Source organism: Enterobacter sp. NFIX58 (genome assembly GCF_900110475.1).
Classification (GTDB): Bacteria; Pseudomonadota; Gammaproteobacteria; order Enterobacterales; family Enterobacteriaceae; genus Enterobacter; species Enterobacter quasiroggenkampii.
Genome location: NZ_FODW01000001.1, coordinates 1,254,533 through 1,271,246, shown reverse-complemented (window position 1 = coordinate 1,271,246; position 16,714 = coordinate 1,254,533). Strand labels below are relative to the sequence as shown.

The 16,714-nt window shown below is 55.2% G+C and carries 19 protein-coding genes and 1 tRNA gene; 9 read left to right on the top strand and 11 right to left on the bottom strand.

Features of this window, described 5'->3' with window-relative positions; all coding sequences use genetic code 11:
• Nucleotides 1-13 precede the first annotated feature (13 nt).
• A complete protein-coding gene (rlmI, locus tag BMW97_RS06330) occupies nt 14-1,204 on the bottom strand; it encodes a 23S rRNA (cytosine(1962)-C(5))-methyltransferase RlmI (RefSeq protein WP_045908360.1) in 1,191 nt (396 codons plus the stop codon).
• Nucleotides 1,205-1,378: 174 nt separating this feature from the next.
• Here rlmI and BMW97_RS06325 point away from each other — a divergent pair, with 174 nt between their 5' ends.
• Genes BMW97_RS06325 through yccX form a run of 3 tightly spaced genes read left to right on the top strand, consistent with a single transcriptional unit; the run spans nt 1,379 to nt 3,028 of the window.
• Entirely contained in the window at nt 1,379-1,936 is a 558-nt protein-coding gene (locus BMW97_RS06325) for a kinase inhibitor (protein ID WP_045908359.1), read from the top strand.
• Between the two features lie 10 nt (nt 1,937-1,946).
• Complete coding sequence (locus tag BMW97_RS06320) at nt 1,947-2,735, top strand: AraC family transcriptional regulator (protein WP_045908358.1); 789 nt, start codon at nt 1,947-1,949, stop codon at nt 2,733-2,735.
• An 11-nt stretch (nt 2,736-2,746) separates the two neighbouring features.
• On the top strand, nt 2,747-3,028 hold the full coding sequence (gene yccX / locus BMW97_RS06315) for an acylphosphatase (RefSeq protein WP_023617863.1): 282 nt from the start codon (nt 2,747-2,749) through the stop codon (nt 3,026-3,028).
• On the opposite strand, the gene tusE is transcribed toward yccX, so the two are convergent.
• The 6 genes from tusE to BMW97_RS06285 all read right to left on the bottom strand — a co-directional run bounded on the left by tusE (nt 3,025) and on the right by BMW97_RS06285 (nt 9,259).
• Entirely contained in the window at nt 3,025-3,354 is a 330-nt protein-coding gene (tusE, locus tag BMW97_RS06310) for a sulfurtransferase TusE (RefSeq protein ID WP_008499913.1), read from the bottom strand. The two genes, yccX and tusE, sit on opposite strands and share 4 nt — an antisense overlap.
• Nucleotides 3,355-3,422: 68 nt before the next feature.
• Entirely contained in the window at nt 3,423-3,974 is a 552-nt protein-coding gene (locus BMW97_RS06305; protein WP_023617861.1) for a LuxR C-terminal-related transcriptional regulator, read from the bottom strand.
• A 10-nt stretch (nt 3,975-3,984) separates the two neighbouring features.
• The gene (locus tag BMW97_RS06300; protein WP_052714361.1) at nt 3,985-5,142 is read right to left on the bottom strand and encodes a CfaE/CblD family pilus tip adhesin; all 1,158 of its coding nucleotides are present in this window, start codon (nt 5,140-5,142) and stop codon (nt 3,985-3,987) included.
• Between the two features lies 1 nt (nt 5,143).
• On the bottom strand, nt 5,144-7,861 hold the full coding sequence (locus BMW97_RS06295) for a TcfC E-set like domain-containing protein (protein WP_045908357.1): 2,718 nt from the start codon (nt 7,859-7,861) through the stop codon (nt 5,144-5,146).
• A gap of 72 nt (nt 7,862-7,933) precedes the next feature.
• Complete coding sequence (locus BMW97_RS06290; RefSeq protein ID WP_045908356.1) at nt 7,934-8,440, bottom strand: CS1 type fimbrial major subunit; 507 nt, start codon at nt 8,438-8,440, stop codon at nt 7,934-7,936.
• 75 nt (nt 8,441-8,515) lie between these two features.
• The gene (locus BMW97_RS06285) at nt 8,516-9,259 is read right to left on the bottom strand and encodes a fimbrial protein (RefSeq protein WP_045908455.1); all 744 of its coding nucleotides are present in this window, start codon (nt 9,257-9,259) and stop codon (nt 8,516-8,518) included.
• 309 nt (nt 9,260-9,568) lie between these two features.
• Between BMW97_RS06285 and BMW97_RS06280 the strand changes: the two genes are divergently transcribed.
• Nucleotides 9,569-10,324 carry a winged helix-turn-helix domain-containing protein gene (locus tag BMW97_RS06280; protein WP_045908355.1) on the top strand — a complete coding sequence of 252 codons (756 nt, stop codon included), beginning with the start codon at nt 9,569-9,571 and terminating at the stop codon, nt 10,322-10,324.
• Nucleotides 10,321-10,797 carry a hypothetical protein gene (locus tag BMW97_RS06275; protein WP_045908354.1) on the top strand — a complete coding sequence of 159 codons (477 nt, stop codon included), beginning with the start codon at nt 10,321-10,323 and terminating at the stop codon, nt 10,795-10,797. Before BMW97_RS06280 ends, BMW97_RS06275 begins: the two co-directional genes overlap by 4 nt.
• Before the next feature lie 53 nt (nt 10,798-10,850).
• On the opposite strand, the gene yccA is transcribed toward BMW97_RS06275, so the two are convergent.
• A complete protein-coding gene (gene yccA, locus BMW97_RS06270; RefSeq protein WP_023335168.1) occupies nt 10,851-11,510 on the bottom strand; it encodes an FtsH protease modulator YccA in 660 nt (219 codons plus the stop codon).
• A 270-nt stretch (nt 11,511-11,780) separates the two neighbouring features.
• On the opposite strand from yccA, the gene BMW97_RS06260 reads away from it, so the two are divergent.
• The gene (locus BMW97_RS06260) at nt 11,781-13,409 is read left to right on the top strand and encodes an ABC transporter substrate-binding protein (protein ID WP_090392597.1); all 1,629 of its coding nucleotides are present in this window, start codon (nt 11,781-11,783) and stop codon (nt 13,407-13,409) included.
• Between the two features lie 130 nt (nt 13,410-13,539).
• Nucleotides 13,540-13,627: transfer RNA gene (locus tag BMW97_RS06255), tRNA-Ser, on the top strand.
• 64 nt (nt 13,628-13,691) lie between these two features.
• Here BMW97_RS06255 and BMW97_RS06250 read toward each other — a convergent pair.
• A complete protein-coding gene (locus tag BMW97_RS06250; protein WP_045908352.1) occupies nt 13,692-14,096 on the bottom strand; it encodes a GNAT family N-acetyltransferase in 405 nt (134 codons plus the stop codon).
• A 314-nt stretch (nt 14,097-14,410) separates the two neighbouring features.
• Here BMW97_RS06250 and BMW97_RS06245 point away from each other — a divergent pair, with 314 nt between their 5' ends.
• The gene (locus BMW97_RS06245) at nt 14,411-14,668 is read left to right on the top strand and encodes a YjhX family toxin (protein ID WP_045908351.1); all 258 of its coding nucleotides are present in this window, start codon (nt 14,411-14,413) and stop codon (nt 14,666-14,668) included.
• 9 nt (nt 14,669-14,677) lie between these two features.
• Nucleotides 14,678-15,385 carry an SAM-dependent methyltransferase gene (locus BMW97_RS06240; RefSeq protein WP_045908350.1) on the top strand — a complete coding sequence of 236 codons (708 nt, stop codon included), beginning with the start codon at nt 14,678-14,680 and terminating at the stop codon, nt 15,383-15,385.
• A gap of 106 nt (nt 15,386-15,491) precedes the next feature.
• Here BMW97_RS06240 and BMW97_RS06235 read toward each other — a convergent pair whose 3' ends face one another.
• Nucleotides 15,492-16,328 carry an alpha/beta fold hydrolase gene (locus BMW97_RS06235; protein ID WP_045908349.1) on the bottom strand — a complete coding sequence of 279 codons (837 nt, stop codon included), beginning with the start codon at nt 16,326-16,328 and terminating at the stop codon, nt 15,492-15,494.
• 155 nt (nt 16,329-16,483) lie between these two features.
• Nucleotides 16,484-16,702, bottom strand: a complete 219-nt coding sequence (locus BMW97_RS06230; protein ID WP_008499867.1) for an acyl carrier protein — start codon at nt 16,700-16,702, stop codon at nt 16,484-16,486.
• Nucleotides 16,703-16,714 lie beyond the last annotated feature (12 nt).

The following is a 16,714-nucleotide window of genomic DNA, read 5'->3' as shown; positions in this document are numbered from 1 at the left end:
TTCTCTTTTCAAGTTACATGACGCGACAGGCAAACCCTTTCAGATACAGTCCTTCCGGGTAGGTAGCAATCACGGGGTGATCGGCTGCCTGACGGAACTGCTCTATAAATTGTACATCACGGCCAGCATCTATTGCGGCATCGGCGATGATTTTCTGAAATAAATCTGTGGTCATCAGGCCGGAGCAGGAGAAGGTGAGCAGAACCCCGCCCGGGTTCAGCAGCTGGATGGCCAGCATGTTGATATCTTTATACCCACGGCAGGCGCCCATCAGCTGGCTTTTGTTCTCCACAAACTTTGGCGGATCCATCACGATGACGTCGAACTTCTCGCCCTGATCGCGATATTTACGCAGCAGCTTGAAGACGTCGTCACGTATAAATTCGGCTTTGCTCAGATCCAGCTTGTTCAGCTCGACGTTCTGTTTTGCCACGTCCAGCGCTTCCTGCGAGGTGTCCACGCTGACCACCTGGGCACAGCCGCCCATCAGCGCCGAAACGGCGAAACCACCGGTGTAGGAGAAGCAGTTAAGCACGCGTTTGTCGGCAACGTACTGACGCGTAGCCAGACGGCTGTCGCGCTGGTCAAGGTAGTAACCCGTTTTATGCCCGCCCTGAATATCTACCAGCAGCTTCATGCCGTGCTCTTCAATCGGCAGCAGGGCAGGCGGCAGTTCACCCGTGACCGGACCCTGCGTCAGCTCCATGCCCTCTTTTTTGCGCACCGCCACATCGCTGCGGTCGTAAATGGCGCACTGCGGGAACAGCGTTTGCAGGGCGCTAATCAGCGCAGCGCGCTGGTATTCCGCCCCGGCGCTCAGAAGCTGTAGCACCAGGAAGTTACCGAAGCGATCGATGGTCACGCCCGGCAGACCGTCAGATTCACCGGCAATCAGGCGGTAGCTGTCCAGCCCGTCGCGTTTTGCCAGCCACTCACGCCACTGCTGCGCCTGCTGCAGACGACGCACGAAGAAGTCGATGTCGATGGTTTCGTCTTTATCGAAGGTCCAGACGCGGGCACGGATCTGGGACGCTGGCGAGTAGGCGCCTCGCGCTAACCATTTCCCCTGATGGTCAACGATATCAATGGTTTCACCGAGGCTGGCTTTGCCTTCCATACGGGCAACCGCGCCGGAAAAGACCCAGGGATGACGGCGCAGTAATGATTTCTCGCGCCCTTTGGCTAACACTAAACGTACACTCATAATTTGCTGTTCTGTCGATTTCAGGGAAATGGCGCGTAGATTACCACATTCAGCAAGGCGCAATCATCTGCGGATGCCGTTGAGCGTTTCGGCACAAAATCAAATCGCTTAGGCACATTGGGGCATTGTTGCGTGCTTTATCTTAGGGTTTCCGGTTCAGCAAAGGAAATACCCATGAAAAAGCGCAGTGTCATCACAATAGCCGCTCTGACGGCAATGAGTTTTCAGATTTTCGCCGCAACGTCTTTCAGCGTGACCAGCCGGGATATTTCCGGCGACCGGCGGTTAGCGCCACAGCAGGTGTTTGAGGGATTCGGCTGCCACGGTGGTAACCAGTCCCCGCAGCTTGCGTGGACAAATCCGCCCGCGGGTACGAAAAGTTTTGCCATTACGGTCTATGACCCGGATGCGCCTACCGGCAGCGGCTGGTGGCACTGGACCGTAGCCAACATTCCCGCGAAGACAATGACGCTGCCCGCTGGTGCCGGTAACCCAAATGGCGAAAAATTACCTGCTGGCGCTGTGCAGGGGCGTAATGATTTCGGTTATTCTGGATTCGGCGGCGCATGCCCCCCTGCCAGGGACAAGCCTCACCGCTATCAGATTATCGTCTGGGCGCTGGACGTGGATAAACTGCCCGTCGACAAAAATGCCAGCGGCGCGCTGGTCGGTTTTATGCTCAATAGTCACGTTCTGGCAAAGGCTCAGTTAACAGCAACCTACAGCAGATAAGGATGGCGGGGTGCAGGAGTTCCTTTTTCGACATAAACATCTCACGGCGGGTGAAGTGAGTGCCAGCAAAATGCATCGCCTGCACCAGGTTAAGCTCTTTTTCCCGGCGATTTGCCATATCACTCACGGCAGTAAGGTGATTGTGCAGGACAATAACCGCCTGGTGGCAACCCGGGATGAGCTCATCATTATTCCTGCCAATACGGCGATGGAGATCATTAATCAGCCTGCAAACGGTCTGTTTCACTCGGACTTGCTGATGTTATCGCCGGAAATTGTTGCCGAGTTTAAAGCGCATTACCTGAAATCCTGGCCGCGCATGACGTTACATTCGCTCTGTGCTCCGCTGAGCGAGGGGCTGGCGTTTATGTGGGATAACCTGCTGCACGCCGTGCGTCAGGAGTTACCGGAGGCGTTGCAAAAACATCAGGCCTTCGGTCTGTTGCTGGCATTGCTGCATGACGGCGTGGCAGGTCCGCTGCTTATTGAGCGAAACAATAACCTGACCGAGCAGGTGCGACAGTTCATCATGCTGTCGCCCGCCAGAGCCTGGACCGCGCAGGATGTCGCCAGCCGTCTCGCATTAAGCGTGCCGACGCTGCGCAGGCGGTTACGCGAGGAGTCACAGAGTTTTCGCCAGATTGTGGAGGAGGTGAGGATGGGCGTTGCGCTGTCACAGTTACAGTCAACCCGATTACCGATCGGCGAAATCGCATTACAATGTGGGTATCTGTCCAGCTCTCGTTTCACCGCCCGTTTTCGGCAACACTACGGCTGTTTGCCGAAAACGCTACGTTAAGGAGAAGAAGAATGTCAAAAGTCTGCACTATTGCCTGGGTTCACGGCGTCGTTCAGGGCGTCGGGTTCCGCTACAGCACGCAGCGCGAGGCTGTTCAGCTTGGGCTAACGGGATACGCGCGCAACATGGATGACGGCAGCGTTGAAGTGGTCGCCTGCGGCGAAGCGGAGCAGGTCGACAAGCTGGTGGCGTGGCTGAAAGCGGGCGGGCCGCGCAGCGCGCGGGTTGATAAGGTACTAACGGAACCGCATCAACCCGGTCGGGAGTACGTTAACTTCGGTATTCGCTACTAAATGCACTTCACCGGTTTAGGCAGGCCGGCAATTTTGGTGGCCTGTTTTGCCGGGCCTTTTGGGAACAGACGATACAGATAGCGGCTGTTGCCTTTCTCTTCACCGAACTTATTGGCCATCGCCTTGACCAGCATGCGGATGGCCGGAGAGGTGTTGAATTCAAGGTAGAACTCGCGGACAAAACGCACCACTTCCCAGTGTTCGGGGGAGAGGGTAATGCCTTCGTTTTCCGCAATTTTCTCCGCCAGCGGTTCGCTCCAGAGCGTCGTATCTTTCAGATAGCCTTCGCTATCGGTCTCAATTTCCTGGCCTGCAAAAATGAACATAATCTTCTGTCGTAGGTGAAAAATCGGCGACAGTGTAGCAAAAAAGCGGGCTCAGGATAAACCGTGACCTACAGGAGCAGCTGAAGCAGGTTGTTGGCATTGAGCTTCTTCAGCGCGTTGCATTTATGGGTTGAAACCTGTTTCTCCGACATGTGCGTCACGATGGCAATGTGGCGGACCGGCAACCCGGTCAGCATCAGATCGAGCACGTTGAATTCAGGAACGGTCAGACAACAGTCCAGGCTTCGAACGCGGCGCGGCTCTTTTGCCAGCAAATACGCCGCATCGGCAACGGCGATCCTGTCGTCGATGATATAAAGCGTTAGCGTACCGAAACGCTTGCGTAAATGCGTCGCCAGCGCCCACCCCTTTTCGTTGCAGACCAGATAAAGGCTGCCTTTCCAGCGGGCGGCTTCCAGCCTGAGCAAAATGTTGATCAGCGCCTGATGCGTCGCCGCCACGGAAAAACGGCAGCGGACGACCACCACGCGACGGGTAAGCAGCGTTGGCTGCCATTGTACGGTATCGCTTATGACCTCTGGCTGGACGCCCCGACGCAGCAGCGCATAGCGCAACCCTTCGGCGTAAAATCGATTATTGTCGAGAATGGCGTAACTCACGGTGACCTCGTTATAACGTGCTGGGCGTATAGATAACGCGCAGCGTGCCGGTATAGTCGCCTGCGTTTTTGCTGCTGGCAGCAAACGCAGGCGTTTTCAGGATAATCGGCGCAGGAATGCACAGTACGCTTTCGCGTCCGCCCGGCAGCACGACCTGACGCAGATACTGCGGATCGTTAGTGCCCTGCCAGACCAGGGTTTTACCGTTCGCGACCGTTTCGGTTGCGCCTGTGATGGGATTAGTGACGGAGACCCGATAATCGAGTCGATCCCGCGCGTCGGTCTGGCTTCCACCGCGCCGCCGGATAGAAAACGCCCCTTCGGCACGATCCGCTGAGGGAAGCCCGTCATCCTCAAACCGAAGATAAGCGCGGGTGCTGGTGCTGTTCTTGCCGTCGTACAGGCACATATCCAGCGTGTTTTCCCCCTGGATCTCGCTGCCCCTGGGACGCCCCGGGAAGTTGGTCAGGTTGAGGTTAACGATGGGCGTGGAGTGCGGAAAGGCCGGCAGATAAATCTGCTGGTTTCCTGGGTCGACCACCTCAATGCGAATATTTGCCTGCCATTTGGCGATGGTGAGATAGCCAGGACAGCCGACATTCACGTCATTGAAGTTCCCGCCGCAGTCGGCGCTTCCCCACTGGCGCAGGTTCTGCTTCAGCGTGGCGGTCCAGATCCCCGGCAGGGCGAGCTTATCCAGTTCGCTTTTCACGATATAGAAATCGAAGTAGGGCTCTCTGTTCCAGGCTGAGACGTCGACCGTTCCTCCTGTCACGAAGCTGGCGAAAGTAAACACTTTATTGTTGATAAACATGTAGTGATCGCCATACACCTTGATATCCACCGTCTTGCTGGTGAGAGCATGCGTAAAACGCAAGTTGATGGCATAAGGCGCGGCTGGGTTCGCCGAGAACCAGACCGGGGCGTTCATGCAGGCGCCGTTCGTGGTGTCGGTCCGGGACTCACAGGTCAGGGTGTTACGTCCCCACTTTTGCGGATCGGCGGGGTCATAACCACCCGATTCATGAAACCAGATGTCAAAACGCGCAGGCGGTGCCATACGATCGAAGCTGATCCCAACGCTGGAGTTTCGTCCCGCGGGGGCGCCCGCCAGCGTCTGGCCGACCCACAGGCTTAATAACAGTAAAATAAAGAGGCACTTAATCACATCATTTCCCTTTAGTGAGGCTATCGGTATTCATGGCTGTCGGGCCAGCAGGGACCGACCGTCCGGCCAGCATCAGCTGCGCCTGCTGCTGGACAGCATCCGGCAGGGCGGAGAAGGTTAATTCCTTACAGGGAATCGAACCGACGTAACGCACGACGTCGCGCATGCTCTTCACGTTCAGCGCGCACTGATAAAATTGCTGCTGACGCACCAGGTAGAGGTTATGCAGCAGGGCGTCGCTTTGCGCGCTAAACCCGCCGTTGCCAAGGTCGCTCCAGCCGTTCACGTTCAGCGGCACGCCGCCGATAAACGGCGAATGGTGCTCGTCGGTTAACTGGCCAAGCCAGGTGTAGCTTGCGGTCGTCTGCACGTCCCGGCGCAGCAGTTTGCCTGGCACCATAAACAACGTTCTGCTGCCTGACCCTTGCGTGATTTCACTGCTGGCTCCCCGGGAGACGTCCAGCGATTCGTTAATCGTCAACGTCGTCTGCTGATAGCCCGGTACCGCGAAGAGGGCGCGGCTATTGCCCGGAATGTCTGCGCTCCCGCTGTTATCCAGCGACACGGCGACGCGCGGATCCTGAGCATCTTCCGGCGTCGCCACGTTCACCGCGACGGCGGAAGCAGGGCGACCGTCGCTCCAGCGGCCCAGCCACAGGCCAGAACGGGACAGCGCGAGCGTTGAGCTGTAGTTGCCGCTGCTGCTCAGCGTATGGCGACGATCCTGACGATCCCAGGCGTCGCTGACCGTCAGGCTTCCGTTACCATATCGTCCGCCCTGGCGCATATAGGCTGAGGTATTCAGCGAGTCGCTGTTAATGCCCGACGCGCTGAGGCCATACTCATTTTCACCGCGGGCATCGGCATACCAGTTATGCGCCACGCTGTAGCTCAGCTGGTTTTTTTCACGCTGCTGATGCTGCCATGTCGCGCCCAAAGAGGTGTAGCTTGAGGCATCGCCCTGACGGTTATGCGCCATGGACAGGCTCACGCTCAGGTAGCCGCCTTTATCCCTGCCGTCGCGGGCGTCATCGTTACGCATGAACAGGTTAATGCTGCTGTTAATGTTCAGGCCATGGGTGCTGAAGGCATTGCTCAGGCCAGCCTGCCAGGCCCGCGTGCGCGAGCGGGTCATATAGACTGATTCCCACGGCAGACCCGCATCGTGGCGATTGTCACTGTCCGGCAGCTCCCGGCGTGAAACGTACCGGCCTTCGTTGCGGTTATCCGAATAGCCCAGGCTCGCATACCAGGTGCCGACCGGGACGGAGAACATCACCGAGAGGGTGCGATAACACCCATTCACGGCGTCAAATCCCGCGCTTTGGGTGTTGCAGTTTTCAGCGGATAACGCGTTGCGATAGACGCTCAAAGAAAAACCGTCGTTGTAGCTGATTTGCTGAATATTGCCGCGCTGGCCTTCGCTGCCGTAGAGGTAGCTAAACCGGGTACTCAGCACGCCATCGATCGGGCCCGCGTTGAAGCCCCGGCTCCAGTCGAGCGCGTTCTCCAGGAAACGCTGGTTTTTCTTGAACGTTGCGCCGCTGGTCAGCGCCAGCGTCGGGGTCACGGGCAGACGAACGCCCGCCTGCGCAACCGCGCGGCGTTCTTCGTTTTGATCGCTGTTGTCGGTTTCGCCCGCCTGCAGGAACCACTCGACGCGGTCAAATGGCGTAATGCCGGTTCGGGTAAACGGCACCTGCTCGGTGCGCGTCAGCCGGTTATTTTCATAGATGGAGAGCGTCACGGTGTAGCTCCCGTCCGGGAACGAACGCGTGTCCAGGGTTTGCGCCCCGGCATTCAGATAAAAGCTCGCCAGCAGCTGATTTCCCCGGCGGGCATCGATACGCGCGTCATGGGAAAGCAGCACGGTAACAGGGGTTCCCTTCGACTGCTGAACGGGGTTCATCCATGCCCGTGTTGAACCCGTGCGCAGGCCGCGAATTTTGCCCAGCGGCAGCTGGCTGAGGTTGATATTTCCGCCAGCGTTACTGAACAGATCGCGGGTATCCATCTCACCTAACTGGACATAGTACTGACGCAGGATATCCTGGCGGAACCAGGCGTTGTTGACGGTGACCTCCTGCTGCTGCTGGTGCCGTGAACGCTGCCCCAGCCAGGTCCAGTCGAGATTCACATAGCCGTCCTGGGTGAGCGCCAGCGCGCCGTTGCCCTGCACGGTTGCCGACTGATAATCCCTGTCGGCCACGAAGTTAATGTTCTGCTGATGGATCAGCGCATTTTCGGTGCCCTGAGTGGGCTGATACCATTGATTCTCTGCCGTCTGCTTAGGCAGAAATTTCTTGTCCAGGAACAGGTTAATGCGGGCGTTATTCTCGTCATAAATAATGGCCGCGCGGTCGGTATTGATGTAATCACAGCCCGTTGCGGAGCCGTTGCTGCTGCAGGCCAGGTTGCCGTTACGGGCAAGCGGAACGGCCAGCGCGGCAGACACGGTGGCAACGAGGGATGGGTCGTCATTAAACCGGCGTTTGATGGCCGCTACCACGGTTTCAGGTGCGACAAAGCTGACCGTTTCAAGCGTGATATCCGTTTCAAAAAGGCCAAGCGCCTCGCCGTAGAGGTTCACCTCTGTCCACAGGCGCTGCGTCTTCGCCAGGTCTTCAAAACCTGGCGGGACGGCCATCCCTGCGCAGGCGAGTTGGATGGAAGCGGGTAACAAAGCAACAAAGAGGAGGGTATTTCTGTGAAACGCCATGAACGAGCCTCGACATCATCCTGACGTGAGAGGGTGAGCACCCTCTCACGTTATTCCTTAGGTGCTGTGGTGTTACGCACCGCCTTCCGTGGTCGTCGCCTGCGTCAGCATCAGGCTGACAACGCCGCTGTACTGACCGGTTTTCAGAATGCCTTTGGTGGTCTGGGAAATGGTCAGCGGCAGTACCGCTGAACCGTTTTCAATGCTGCCCGGGAACAGTTCGGCGCCGGTATATTCCACATCTGCGGTAGAGAGGGTTTTATCACCCAGAATCACCGTCATTGGGATGGTCTCAGCACCGTCGGCATTCGCCAGCTTCGCGGCGCTTACCAGACGGACTTTTACGTTGCTGGTCGCGGAGTTAGACCACACCTTGGTATTCAGACGGTAGCTTTCCAGGCCACGGCCAGGCAGGTACTGCATATCGATGCTTGCCGGCAGCGGCGTGTTATCGGCCTGGGTCATATCCAGCTGTGAATCAACGCTGGCGTTGACGGTAATATCTTTTTGAATCGCCAGCGCGTTAACGGACGTGGTCATCGCGGCAACAATCATCAGAGGTTTAAAATACTTACGCATTGATATCTCCATATTTACAAATGAGCACCCTGGCTCTTTAAACAAACCCTTTGGGGTCTTTACGGTAACGTCGTGTTATTGCACGACGGGTAAATCAGCTTCTTCAGCGGTTTTATTCAGCCAGTTGAAGTAGCGGAATTTATATTTCTGGCCTTGTGCCTTCGCGAGCGTTTTTAATTTCCGTTCGGTATCCGGATAAATCGTCGCGTCTTCTTTAATCCATCTGCACGACGAATCCGCATCACAAATACCGATCTCTCTCAGCGGCACGCGCAACGTGCCGTTGTTTTTTAACGTTCCCCTCTGAGGGTCAATCGACAGCGAAACCACGCTTTTTTCCGGTGCGAGATGGATCAGGGCGCCCCAGATTACATTGACGCCCAGTCTTGCCGTCGCAGCAGGGCTTTCTGCCTTGCCCGGAATAATGCTGTCAGGCTGCTTGACCCCTTCAAAATAGACGCGCCAGGTCGTCTCTTTTGAAGGGGGCGTAAGCGATACCAGGCGAACCACGCGCATTGCGCCTGCCGCAAGGGCGAATTTTTCCGGCGTGACAACAACGCCACCCTCTTTCCACGACGCCACATCAATCTCTTTTTCCAGGGCCGTGCCGGGATTAAGAATTTTCTTTTGCCTCACCCGAATGAACTGAATATCATCCGTTTTTGACGCCACCTTAATTTGCGCCGCACCGGACTTATCCACGTTAAGTTCCATGGGATACACGCTCATATTGGCCAGTGCCATTTCCGGGAAAAATGGCAATGACAGCGCGGCGACATAAAAGGCGGTTGTGACGCTCACTCTTTTTTTCTGTTTCACGATCAAGTCTGCCTGCTCTGAGTTTAAAGGCGGCGCGTTAACACCAGGACACCGTCTGCTTTCGTATCGCTTCAGGGCAGGGAAACTTTAACCAGAACAGCGGTTTGTGAAAATTTGTATTAATTAACTCGTTATATACAGTTTTTTATCCTGATTTTCTGGCTTTAAGGTTGTATAGTTAAGCGAAAATACCGCGACCAGGGATGGAGAGAAAATTCCTTCTGATGAAAAAATAAGCAAGTCAGGAGGGGGTTTTCATGTCGATGTACCAGGGATTAAAAAGCATGCGGTAACAGCCGAGAATAAAAGATGTTTTTTATATGCAATAATTCGTTGTTATTTGATCCTGAAGCACATGCAATAAGTCTTGTTGGGCAACCGGAATCTGTATTAACGCTTTCGGCCCCCGCCGTTCGTCTTTTACAGGAATTTATTAAGCACAAAGGGCACGACCTGAGTCGGGAGGAATTGATTACCCGCGTGTGGGAGGAGTTTGGCTTTACGCCATCGGGAAATAATCTCAATAAAGCGGTGAGCGAATTACGTAAAAGCTTCCAGGCACTGGGAGAGGGGTACGAATTTATCGTAACCGTACCCCGTTATGGGTTTCGTTTTGAGGCCGATGTGATTTTTCAGCCCGGAGAGCGTATTCAACCCGCCGAACCGCAGCCTCCGTCTGCAGCGAAAGTGGAAAAGCCACAACGCGCTTCCCTGAAACGATGGGGGATGACGGCCGTATTGATTATTGCTGCATTGGGGGCGAGCTTCTACTTTAGCCGGCAGCAGGGGATATTCGTTCCGGCGAAACTCATGCCGGTTAAGGAGAAAATCGCGCATTGTCGTCTCTGGATTATCAACGATCACGGAAGACCGCTGGTGTTATCGAAATTAGCGGCGCAGCTGGCGGCCAATAACGTGGCGTGCGAACGAGAGGAGTACGACATTTATTATTTCAGTGCCCGTTTTTCTATTGCCGCCGCAGATGAGGTGTTCATTGGCGCCTGCCCGGTCAGTCAATCCAGCCTGTGCAAAACCATCCGTTATAAAAGCGGGGCACAAAAATGAAAATAAAACTTCTTTTTGGGCTGGGTGGTGCATTGGTCGGCAGTGCCCTGGCGCTGTTTTACTATTCCGGCTGTGTGTTTAAAAAGGATGTGCTGGCCTGCAGCACCGAATTTAACTTTACGCGCAATGAGGGAAAAGCCAGCGAAGTGAAGGTCAATACCGTTGCCCAGTTCTATTTTCATCGGGACGGTACCGGAGTGACCACCTATAAAGGCGCGGCAAGGGCTGACGGGCAAAATCTGATCGTTGACAGGGACGTGGATTTTACCTGGCAGCAGCGGGACGATGATAACGTCATTGTGTTGAGCTACACCGAAACCTGGCGTCGACACAACGACAATACGCCCGACGCCCAGTGGGGGAGCTTTGCCAGTCCGACCGCACGCTACTATCTCACCATCTCTGAACTCTCGCCTTCCGTGTGGCTGATTCAGGACCGGCGCTATCCGACCTATATTTGCCGGGGTGAGTAGGGCATAAAAAAAGGAGAATGCCGTGGCATTCTCCTTTTTCATATCCGTTGTGCTTAATCGCGGCTGGCGAAGCCCAGGATGCTCAGCAGGCTGACGAAGATGTTGTACAGCGACACATACAGGCTCACGGTGGCGCGAATATAGTTCGTTTCACCGCCGCGAATGATGTTGCTGGTTTCAAACAGGATCGCGCCGGAAGAAATCAGAATAAACACGGCGCTGATCGCCAGATGCAGGGCAGGCAGCTGCAGGAAGATGTTGGCCACCATACCCACCAGCACCACCACAACACCCGCCATCAGCATGCCGCCGAGGAAGGACATGTCCTTACGGGTGGTCAGCACGTAGGCCGAGCAGCAGAAGAACACCAGTGCAGTACCGCCCAGCGCCATACCGATAAGGTCACCCATACCGGCAGACAGATACGCGTTCAGCATCGGTCCCAGGATGTAGCCCAGGAAGCCGGTGAAGGCAAACGCGGACAGAATACCGACCGGTTTGTCAGCGGTTTTGTAGGTCAGGAACATCAAACCATACATACCCACCAGGGTCAGGATCAGCCCCGGAGACGGCAGCATCAGCACGGTGCTGGCGGTGGCGGTGATCGCGGAAAACGCCAGCGTCAGGCTGAGCATGAAATAGGTATTGCGCAGCACCTTGTGGGTGCTGAGTAGCGATGTGCGGTCGCGTGAGGAAGTAATTATACGATCCATGAGTCACTCTCTTATGACAGATGTAATTAACGGAAAGAATAGGAAACGGCGCGTCACTCTCAAAGTGGTTTTACCCATCTTTACTCAGCAGGTTAGCGCGGGAGCTGGTTGTTTCTTCTGCATAAATACGTTTCACCAGTATGAACAGCGGTTTGACGCGATTAATCAGATCAACCTCTTATAGGTTACTGAAAATTATTGCGTTATTACCATAAGGCCGCTAAGAGTTATTTCCGGATCGTCACAAAAACAGACAATAAGGCGAAGGAAATGAAACCACAAACACGCACGCGCTTTACGCTCTCTTTACTTACCGCCGGGATCCTGTGCGCCAGCACGGCAGCCTGGGCGGCTAACGTGCCGGCAGGAACGCAGCTGGCCGATAAGCAGGAACTGGTCAGGAACAACGGTAATGAGCCCGCTTCGCTCGACCCGCATAAAGTCGAAAGCGACGTCGAATTCAATATTATCAGTGATTTATTCGACGGGCTGGTCAGCGTTTCCCCGTCGGGTGAAGTTCAGCCACGGCTGGCGGAAAAATGGGAGAACAAGGACAACACCGTCTGGACGTTCCATTTGCGTCCGGGCATCACCTGGAGCGACGGCACTGCCATTACCGCGGAAGATGTGGTCTGGAGCTGGCAGCGTCTGGTTGATCCTAAAACCGCTTCACCGTATGCCAGCTATCCAGGCAACATGCACATCGTAAATGGTGCGGACATCGCGCAGGGGAAAAAAGCCCCCGATACGCTGGGCGTGAAAGCCATTAACGACACCACCCTGGAAGTGACATTGACGCAGCCTAACGCGGCGTTCCTCGCGATGCTGGCGCACCCGTCGCTGGTGCCGGTGGATAAAGTGCTGATTGGCCGCTTTGGCGACAAGTGGACCAAGCCTGAACATATCGTCACCAGTGGGGCCTATAAGCTATCCCAGTGGGTGGTCAACGAACGCATCGTGGCGGAGCGTAACCCGCGCTACTGGGATAACGCGCATACCGTGATTAACAAGGTGACCTATTTGCCTATCACCTCCGAGGCCGCGGATGTGAACCGCTATAAAGCGGGTGAAATTGATATTGTCTACACGGTGCCGATCAACCAGTTCGCGCAGCTCAAGAAAACCCTGGGCAGCCAGCTGGATGTCTCTCCGCAGCTGGCGACCTATTACTACGAATTCAATACCACCCGGCCGCCGTTCAACGACGCCCGCGTGCGTAAGGCGCTGAACATGGCGCTCGATAAAGACATCATTGCCGGGAAAGTCTTAGGGCAGGGGCAGCGCCCGGCGTGGCTCATCAGCCAGCCGGATATCGGCGGCGTTAAGCTTCAGAATCCAGACTACGCCAGTTGGCCGCAGGACAAGCGCATCGCTGAGGCGAAAAAACTGCTCAACGAGGCCGGGTACAACGAAAGCCACCCTCTGAGCTTCAACCTGCTCTATAACACTTCTGAATCGCACCAGCGTATCGCGATTGCGGCCAGTTCCATGTGGAAAAAGAACCTCGGCGTGGAGGCGAAGCTGCAAAATCAGGAGTGGAAAACCATGCTGGATACCATGCACACCCACAACTTTGACGCGTTGCGGTACGCGTGGATTGCCGATTACGACGATGCGGCGACCTTCCTGAACACCTTCCGCACCGGCGACAGCGAAAACACCAGCCAGTACAGCAATCCGGAATATGACCAGGCGCTGGTGAATGCCGCAAAAGCCAAAACAACGGAAGAGCGGGGTAAGTTCTACCAGCAGGCGGAAGATCTGCTGGGACGCGATGTGCCCGCCATTCCGGTTTATCACTACGTCCGTACGCACCTGGTTAAACCGTGGGTGGGCGGATTTACGCCGGATAAGCTGGGGTACTATTACACGAAAGACATGTACATCAAAAAACACTAGGCCTGTGCTGATAAAATCGTCGATGTGTTGTCAGTTCAACCGATTAAACACGTTTTGACTATTTTTACAGCGAACGATTGCTGGCACTCTTTACAGCACGCGGTGAGGTGTTTATAGTTCGCCTCACTCAGGAAGTGTGGCCGAGCGGTTGAAGGCACCGGTCTTGAAAACCGGCGACCCGAAAGGGTTCCAGAGTTCGAATCTCTGCGCTTCCGCCAGATATAAACCCCAGGTTACTTGTTAACCTGGGGTTTTTCTTTTGCCTTAACGCAGGTTCGTCCTTCACCAGATTCTTGCCATTCCTTCGCTTGCCGGGCGAACGAGCGTAAAACCAAATTTAGTATAAAGCTCAGGCACATCGGCCATTAAGCAAACGTACGCTCCTTTACAGGCGTGGTTATCCAGCCAGGCAACAAGCGTTTCCATAATGACTCTGCCCAGTCCTTTCCCCTGATGAAGCGGATCAACCGCGACGTCGACGATATCAAAATTCAACGCACCATCCCCTACGATGCGCCCCATACCGACCGGTTTTCCCTGAAACACTATATGCATGCCATAGCAGCTGCCGGGCAGCGCTTTTTGGGCCGCCTCCAGCGGGCGAGGGCTAAGACCCGAGATTTCGCGCAGCCGGCAAAACGCTTCTGCAGTGGGGACGGTTTCAACCACGGTATAGTTATCAGGCATAAGAAGAGCTCCAGTCGGTGTTCAGTAAAGGGCTTCAGTCTGGCAGTAAAATTGACGAAAGACGATTTTACGGACCGATCCCGTTCACACTTTTAACCTCTCACTATTCCCCTGTAAAAAACTGGCGTTATCATTCACCCCGTAAATACCTTTTCATCGCTTACCGAGGCTTTGATGCTGGAGAATGTTTTCATCAGATAATCAGCTTCCCGCCCTTTTCAGGACGGACTGGTTATCGCTGCGCTTAAACCTTACGCACGCACCTGCGGGTGTGGGCACGTTTTTACGCATGATGATTACACAGGTTTTCCAGTATGAATTTATCCCGTCAGGAACAACGTACCTTACACGTTCTCGCCAAAGGTGGACGTATTGTGCACGTCCGCGACAGTTCTGGCCGCGTCACGTCCGTTGAGTGCTATACCCGTGAAGGGCTGGTGCTGAGCGACTGCACGCTCAGCGTCTTCAAAAAACTCCGCACCAAAAAGCTGATCCGATCCGTGGACGGGCAGCCTTACCGCATCAACACCACCGGGCTGAACAACGTTCGCGCCCAGCTGGATAATCGCTAAGGAGCAGTGATGAATACACCCTATACAGATAGCTATGACCGCGCTTTTTTGCTCGACACCATGATGGGCCCAAACGCCATGCGGCTTACCGAGGAGCTGGTTGCTCAACTGCATATCGCTCCAGGGATGCGCATTCTCGCTCTCGGCTGCGGGAAAGGGATCTCTTCTATCCTGCTCGCCGAAAAATATGACGCCACGGTTTTTGCCGCCGATCTGTGGATTACGCCGGGAGAAAATGCAGCGCGTTTCAGCGAACGGGATCTGGACGGAAAAATCTTTCCGCTGCGGGTTGATGCTACAAAAGCGATCCCGTTCGCGCATGATTACTTTGACCTGATCGTCAGCGTGGATGCATATCAATACTTTGGCAACAATGACGCCATGCTGGGCACGCTGCTACCCTTCATCAAACCCGGCGGGCACATTGCGGTTGCCGTTCCCGGGTTTATCGGGGAGTACAGCGAAACGCATCTCCCGGAGGTGGTTAAACCTTTCTGGACCCCTGAGTGGTATTTCTATCCGCTCTCCTGGTGGAAAGCGCTGTGGGAAAAAGAGCCCGGTGCGGCGCTGATCGCCGTACGGGAGATGGATACCTGTCAGCAGGCGTGGGATGAGTTTATGCAATGCGAGATCGCTCAGGAGATGATGGTGCCCATTATGGACGCGGGGGCCGGAGCGTATTTCAATATGATCCAACTGGTTGCGCAGAAGCGCTAAGCAGAATAAACAACGCCACCCTCGGGTGGCGTTCATGCATTGAATGGAATATCGTAGCGGAATGTAGGCCGGGTAAGCGCAGCGCCACCCGGCAAGAAACGCAGCGTTATGAGCGAATAAAAGCCAGAATGTCCGCGTTGATAGTATCCGCATGGGTGGTATGCATCCCGTGCGGGAAGCCCGGATAAATTTTCAGCACGCTGTTCGCCAGCAGCTTGTCCTGGAGAAGGGCGGCATTTTTATACGGTACAACCTGATCGTCATCGCCCTGCAACACCAGAACGGGAACCGTGATGGTTTTCAAATCTTCCGTCTGGTCGGTCTCTGAAAACGCCTTAATCCCCTCATAGTGGGCTTTGGCGCTTCCGATCATACCCTGTCGCCACCAGTTCTGGATCGTACCCTGCGAAACCTCGGCGCCATCGCGATTAAAACCGTAGAAAGGACCGCTGGCAACGTCGAGATAAAACTGGGCGCGGTTAGCCGCCAGCGCTTTGCGGAAGCCGTCGAAGACCTCGATGGGCGTTCCGCCGGGATTCGTCTCCGTTTTGACCATCAGAGGCGGGACGGCGCTCACGAGCACCGCTTTGGCGACGCGCCCCTGCGGTTGTCCATACCGCGCAACATAGCGGGCGACCTGGCCGCCGCCGGTGGAGTGACCGACATGCACGGCATTGTGCAGATCCAGGCTTTCAACCACGGCTGATGCATCGGCCGCATAATGATCCATATCGTGGCCTTCACTCACCTGGTCCGATCGTCCATGCCCGCGGCGATCGATAGCGATAACGCGATAGCCTTCTGCAAGGAAGAAGAGCATCTGGTTATCCCAGTCATCGGCACTCAACGGCCAGCCGTGGTGGAAGACAATGGGCTGGGCCTCTTTTGGGCCCCAGTCTTTGTAGTAAATATTGACGCCGTCTTTCGTGGTTACGAATGCCATACCGCAGACTCCTCTGTTAAGAACAACACGACCCCTAAAGTGTAGGAGAAATCTCAAAAGCGGTTGGTTTAATTCCGGTGAAGGATATTCATTTTGCGTCTGGGCTCTGGCGCGATGCGCCAGAGCCTTCAGGACAGGATTAACAGCAGAGGCGTTTAGCGGTTTTCTTCAATATAGCGGGCCAGGTCCGCCGGGGTTTTCAGCACCGTCGCCACGTCTGTCGGCGGGATCATGCAGCCGTAAACGTCCTGTACTTCCAGGACCATATCGACCGCCAGGATGGAGTCGAGAATGTCGGATTCAATCAGTTCATCGTGAAAGCCCACCTTACGGGATAACACTTTTTCGAACAGGGCGAGAATTTCTTGTTCCATAATTTTTCCTGG

Bases quoted from the DNA above. Each gene is read 5' to 3' on its own strand.
- BMW97_RS06230 (WP_008499867.1), bottom strand. From the start codon at position 16,702: ATGGAACAAGAAATTCTCGCCCTGTTCGAAAAAGTGTTATCCCGTAAG.
- BMW97_RS06295 (WP_045908357.1), bottom strand. From the start codon at position 7,861: ATGGCGTTTCACAGAAATACCCTCCTCTTTGTTGCTTTGTTACCCGCT.
- BMW97_RS06280 (WP_045908355.1), top strand. From the start codon at position 9,569: ATGTTTTTTATATGCAATAATTCGTTGTTATTTGATCCTGAAGCACAT.
- BMW97_RS06240 (WP_045908350.1), top strand. From the start codon at position 14,678: ATGAATACACCCTATACAGATAGCTATGACCGCGCTTTTTTGCTCGAC.
- BMW97_RS06275 (WP_045908354.1), top strand. From the start codon at position 10,321: ATGAAAATAAAACTTCTTTTTGGGCTGGGTGGTGCATTGGTCGGCAGT.
- BMW97_RS06235 (WP_045908349.1), bottom strand. From the start codon at position 16,328: ATGGCATTCGTAACCACGAAAGACGGCGTCAATATTTACTACAAAGAC.
- BMW97_RS06290 (WP_045908356.1), bottom strand. From the start codon at position 8,440: ATGCGTAAGTATTTTAAACCTCTGATGATTGTTGCCGCGATGACCACG.
- yccA (WP_023335168.1), bottom strand. From the start codon at position 11,510: ATGGATCGTATAATTACTTCCTCACGCGACCGCACATCGCTACTCAGC.
- BMW97_RS06250 (WP_045908352.1), bottom strand. From the start codon at position 14,096: ATGCCTGATAACTATACCGTGGTTGAAACCGTCCCCACTGCAGAAGCG.
- tusE (WP_008499913.1), bottom strand. From the start codon at position 3,354: ATGTTCATTTTTGCAGGCCAGGAAATTGAGACCGATAGCGAAGGCTAT.
- BMW97_RS06245 (WP_045908351.1), top strand. From the start codon at position 14,411: ATGAATTTATCCCGTCAGGAACAACGTACCTTACACGTTCTCGCCAAA.
- rlmI (WP_045908360.1), bottom strand. From the start codon at position 1,204: ATGAGTGTACGTTTAGTGTTAGCCAAAGGGCGCGAGAAATCATTACTG.
- BMW97_RS06325 (WP_045908359.1), top strand. From the start codon at position 1,379: ATGAAAAAGCGCAGTGTCATCACAATAGCCGCTCTGACGGCAATGAGT.
- BMW97_RS06260 (WP_090392597.1), top strand. From the start codon at position 11,781: ATGAAACCACAAACACGCACGCGCTTTACGCTCTCTTTACTTACCGCC.
- yccX (WP_023617863.1), top strand. From the start codon at position 2,747: ATGTCAAAAGTCTGCACTATTGCCTGGGTTCACGGCGTCGTTCAGGGC.